Annotated in this window: 4 protein-coding genes; all 4 read left to right on the top strand. The window is 38.0% G+C overall.

Annotation, left to right across the window (positions count from 1 at the left end):
* A partial coding sequence (locus tag CXF89_RS18435; protein WP_121955415.1) for a M14 family metallopeptidase occupies positions 1 to 1,695 on the top strand: 1,695 nt, incomplete at its 5' end.
* A 1-nt stretch (position 1,696) separates the two neighbouring features.
* Positions 1,697 to 2,338, top strand: a complete 642-nt coding sequence (locus CXF89_RS18430; protein ID WP_121955414.1) for an MBL fold metallo-hydrolase — start codon at positions 1,697 to 1,699, stop codon at positions 2,336 to 2,338.
* Between the two features lie 107 nt (positions 2,339 to 2,445).
* Positions 2,446 to 2,904, top strand: coding sequence for an Lrp/AsnC family transcriptional regulator (locus CXF89_RS18425; protein WP_007375323.1), 459 nt, complete (start codon positions 2,446 to 2,448; stop codon positions 2,902 to 2,904).
* Between the two features lie 129 nt (positions 2,905 to 3,033).
* A complete protein-coding gene (locus tag CXF89_RS18420) occupies positions 3,034 to 4,590 on the top strand; it encodes a SulP family inorganic anion transporter (protein ID WP_010554472.1) in 1,557 nt (518 codons plus the stop codon).
* Positions 4,591 to 4,660 lie beyond the last annotated feature (70 nt).

The following is a 4,660-nucleotide window of genomic DNA, read 5'->3' as shown; positions in this document are numbered from 1 at the left end:
TTTGAGTTGTCAGAAGGGGAAGCGTCGCCAGATTATGCAAATACAATGGCATTTGTAGATAGGTTAGTTGCTGCAAACCCTACTCAGTTTCAATCTCAAACCATAGGCTATAGTAATAGCAAGCGTGCAATAAAAATGTTGATTGCCAGTGAGCAAGGCTTTTTTGAAGCAAGGCAAATGGCTAATAGTACTAAGCCAACTATTTTTATCCAGGCAGGAATACATTCTGGTGAAATAGACGGTAAAGATGCCATGTTTATGTTACTCAGAGATATAGCGACGGGTAAGCGCCGTGACATTTTAAAAAAGGTAAACATATTATTTATTCCTATTTTAAATGTAGATGGACACGAACGTAGCAGTGCATTCAATCGCATCAATCAACGGGGCCCTGCAAAAATGGGCTTTAGAACAAATGCTAATAACCTTAATTTAAATCGCGATTTTACTAAATTAGATACCCCAGAAGTTAGAAGTGTTTTAAAGGTTATTAACGACTACAACCCAAATTTATACATTGATGTACACGTAACCGACGGCGCAGATTACCAATATGATGTGACTTATGGCTACAGTCCGGTATTTTCAAGCGAGTCGCCTGCGGTATCTGATGCACTAAACCAGTTTTTTAAGCCTCTGATTGACGATACGCTAGCTAAGCAAGGGCACATGCCAGGGCCACTTGTTTTTGTTATGGACAAGCGCGACTTTAAAAAAGGATTAGCGGGATGGGTTGCTACGCCGCGCTTTTCAAATGGTTGGGGTGATTTAAAGTCATTACCGACTATTTTAGTTGAAAATCATTCATTGAAGCCTTACAAGCAACGTGTATTAGGAACTTACGTATTTTTAGATGGTGCTATTACTGCGCTATCAAAGCACAGTCATGAATTAGCTAATGCAGTAAAAAAAGAACAGGAATTTGTTCCTAAACAGTTAATAGTAAAGCGTGGCTATGCCAAGCAAGCTGATACGATTGCGCAGTTTAAAGGTATTGAGTATTCATCAAGCATGAATGCGCTCTCAGGCCAAAATGAAGTGAAGTATTTGGGTAAAGCACATACATATACCGACTTACCTATTTATTGGCAAAAAGATGTACAACATACAGTTGAAGTACCTAAAGCTTTTTTTATTCCGCCTGTATATCGCAATATTATTAAGAAACTAAAGTTACATGGTGTCTCTATTAATAAACTTGAAGGGGCAAACACACAGCCTTTAAAAGTAGCAAAGGTGGCAGACTACACGTTTGATAAAGCACCATTTGAAGGCCGTTTTAGAGTGTCAGCAAGTTTTGATTATGTCCCTGCAATAAATGTAGATTTAGATGGTTGGTATCAAGTCAATACTCAACAAAAAGCAGGTGAGCTTGCTGTGCATTTATTGCATCCTGAAGCACCAGATTCGTTTTTTGCATGGGGGGAATTTAATACTATTTTTCAGCGTACTGAGTATATGGAAAACTATGCACTAATTCCGTTTGCACGCCAAATGCTAAAAGACAATCCAAAGCTAGCGCTTAAGTTTGATGAAAAGCTTAAAGATAAATCGTTCGCAAGCGACGCTGATGCGAGATTAAACTGGTTATATGAGCAAAGTCCATTTTATGATCAAGCGTACTTAAAGTACCCAATATTGATGTCATTTGAAGAAGAAGTTGTTATTCCGGATCAAAAAAGTAAAGAAATCTAATATGCAAATTATAACCATACCCGTCACTGCATTTGCACAAAATAGTCGTATTATTTGGTGTAGTGAAACTAAACAAGCCGTAGTCATAGACCCAGGTGGCGACCCTGATAAAATAGTAGCAGCCCTTAATGAGCATAAACTAGAATTAAGTGCTATTTGGTTAACGCACGGGCATTTAGATCATGTGGGTGGGGCTGATATTTTACGTAATCAATTTAACGTACAAATTATTGGCCCACAAAAAGATGAGTACTTCTGGTTTGAAAACTTACCTATGCAAGCACAAATGTTCGGGTTTAAACCCATTGAGCCTTTTTATCCGGATATTTGGCTAAACCATAACGACACTGTGAGCGTAGGTAAACTTAGCTTTTTAGTGAAGCATTGCCCAGGGCATACACCTGGTCATATTGTGTTTTATCAACAAGACAATGAATGCGTTATTGTAGGTGATGTTATTTTTAAAGGCTCAGTAGGGCGAACTGATTTCCCTAAGGGGAACAGCGAACAACTTATAGAGTCGATTAAGACGCATATTCTAACCTTACCTGATAATACTAAAATATTGGCAGGGCATGGGAGCGACACTACGGTTGGATTTGAAAAAAAAACAAATCCTTTTGTGAGTGGTAAGTTTGGTTAAGTTACTTATTTGAAGTTTGGCAAACTGCATAAAAATTAAAAATAAGCAGACTGAGTTTTAAAATGGTTGTATAATTTAACCAGTTTATTTGATAAATAAGAAATAAAATGTCTCTAAATCACGTAGATCGCCAAATATTGGCACTTTTACAACAAGATGCTAGTTTATCAACCGCAGAAATTGCTGATAAAGTAGGCTTGTCTCAGTCTCCATGCTGGCGTCGAATTGCCAAGCTAGAGCAAGATGGTTATATAAAAAGCAAAGTGGCTCTTTTAGATGAGAAAAAACTTGGCTTTGATATGCTTGTATATGCACATGTGCGCTTATCAAATCACGGTAAAAAGAACCTTGCTGAATTTGAAAAACTTATAATGAGTTATGATCAAGTAACAGAGTGTTACACCATGGCCGGAACAATGGACTTTATGCTACGCATAATTTCACAAGGCATAGAAGGTTATGAGCACTTTGTACGCGATAATTTACTAAGCTTAGAATATGTACAAGAAGTACATTCTAATGTAACAATGACATGTGTAAAACGCAGTACTTCCCTCCCTTTATAAAAGCACTTCTTTTAAAAGCTAAACCTCTTTTAGTTTAGTTTAACCACATAATGACAATTGTTAACTGAGCGCTAATTTGGTAGAATTTAGCGCTTTTTTTGATACCCATTACACCATTTGAGGAACTCAATGTTTAACTTACTCAGTAGGGCGCCTAGCTCTGCTAAAAACGATATTCTATCTGGATTAACTGTGGCGCTAGCCTTGGTGCCAGAAGCTGTTGCGTTTGCCTTTGTTGCAAATGTAGAACCTTTAGTTGGTCTATATGCCGCGTTTATCGTTGGTTTAATCACGGCTATATTTGGTGGCCGCCCTGGTATGATTTCAGGTGCAACCGGTGCACTAGCTGTTGTTATGGTAAGTTTAGTGCTTGATCATGGTGTTGAGTATTTATTTGCGACCGTATTGCTCATGGGCATACTGCAGATACTCGCGGGTGTATTTAAACTCGGTAAGTTTATCCGCATGGTTCCTCATCCGGTAATGCTTGGTTTTGTAAACGGCTTAGCTATTGTTATTTTTCTTGCTCAGTTAGGACAATTTAAAGTGCCTGATGGTATGGGCGGACAAGAATGGATGACGGGTAACCCGTTATATATTATGCTTGGTTTAGTGGCTTTAACCATGGCTATTATTCAGTTTTTACCTAAACTAACAACGGCTGTACCCTCTACATTAGTCGCTATTATTACAGTGACTGCTTTAGTCATTGGTTTGGATTTAGAAGCGCATACTGTAGTTGATTTCTTAAAAGGAATGACAGGCGACGAAGCTGCAACAATTGCAGGCGGTTTACCTCAGTTTCATATTCCTATGGTGCCGTTTACTTTCGAAACGCTACAAATTATTTTTCCTTATGCACTTATTTTAGCGGCTATTGGTTTAATTGAATCATTATTAACGCTTAGCTTAATTGACGAGATTACAGAAACTCGCGGTCATAGTAATAAAGAGTGTATAGGCCAAGGCGCTGCAAATATTACTTGTGGTATGTTTGGTGCTATGGGTGGTTGTGCAATGATTGGTCAATCAATGATCAACATTAACTCAGGTGGTCGTTCTCGCTTATCGGGTATAAGTGCTGCATTGATGTTGCTTGCGTTTATCATATTCGCTTCAAGCTTAATTGAGATGATCCCACTAGCTGCACTTGTTGGTGTTATGTTTATGGTTGTATTAGGTACGTTTGAATGGGCCAGCTTTAAAATGATGAAGCGTGTGCCTCTATCAGACGCTTTCGTAATAGTACTTGTATCGGGTGTGACTGTTATTACCGATTTAGCGATTGCAGTATGTGTAGGTGTTATTGTATCTGCATTAGTATTTGCTTGGCAGCATGCTAAGCACATATACACAACTAACTATATTGATGAAGAAGGCGCTAAAGTATATGAGTTACATGGCCCGCTTTTCTTTGGTTCAGTTAAAAACTTTGCAGAGTTATTTGATGTTAAAAATGACCCTAAAAATGTAATTGTTGAATTTAAGCATAGCCGCGTATCTGATCACAGTGCAATAGAAGCAATTGACACACTTGCTGATAAGTACACAAAAGCAGGTAAACAACTTCACTTACGTCACTTAAGTAAAGACTGTACGCAGTTGTTGCATAAAGCACGTGATTTGGTTGAAGTGAATGTGATTGAAGATCCAACATACAAAGTAGCATCAGACAAACTAGCTTAATTTACACAAAGCTATTTATATTTAAAAAGCGAAAGGTGAATAACCTTTCGCTTTTTTAGTGTATCTACTA

This window comes from Pseudoalteromonas sp. MelDa3 (genome assembly GCF_002863625.1).
Lineage (GTDB): Bacteria > Pseudomonadota > Gammaproteobacteria > Enterobacterales > Alteromonadaceae > Pseudoalteromonas > Pseudoalteromonas arctica.
The sequence above is the reverse complement of the archived record's forward strand: the minus strand, read 5'-3'. Positions and strand labels throughout refer to the sequence as shown.

Coding starts and splice junctions, on each gene's coding strand:
- CXF89_RS18425 (WP_007375323.1), top strand. CDS start 2,446: ATGTCTCTAAATCACGTAGATCGCCAAATATTGGCACTTTTACAACAA.
- CXF89_RS18420 (WP_010554472.1), top strand. CDS start 3,034: ATGTTTAACTTACTCAGTAGGGCGCCTAGCTCTGCTAAAAACGATATT.
- CXF89_RS18430 (WP_121955414.1), top strand. CDS start 1,697: ATGCAAATTATAACCATACCCGTCACTGCATTTGCACAAAATAGTCGT.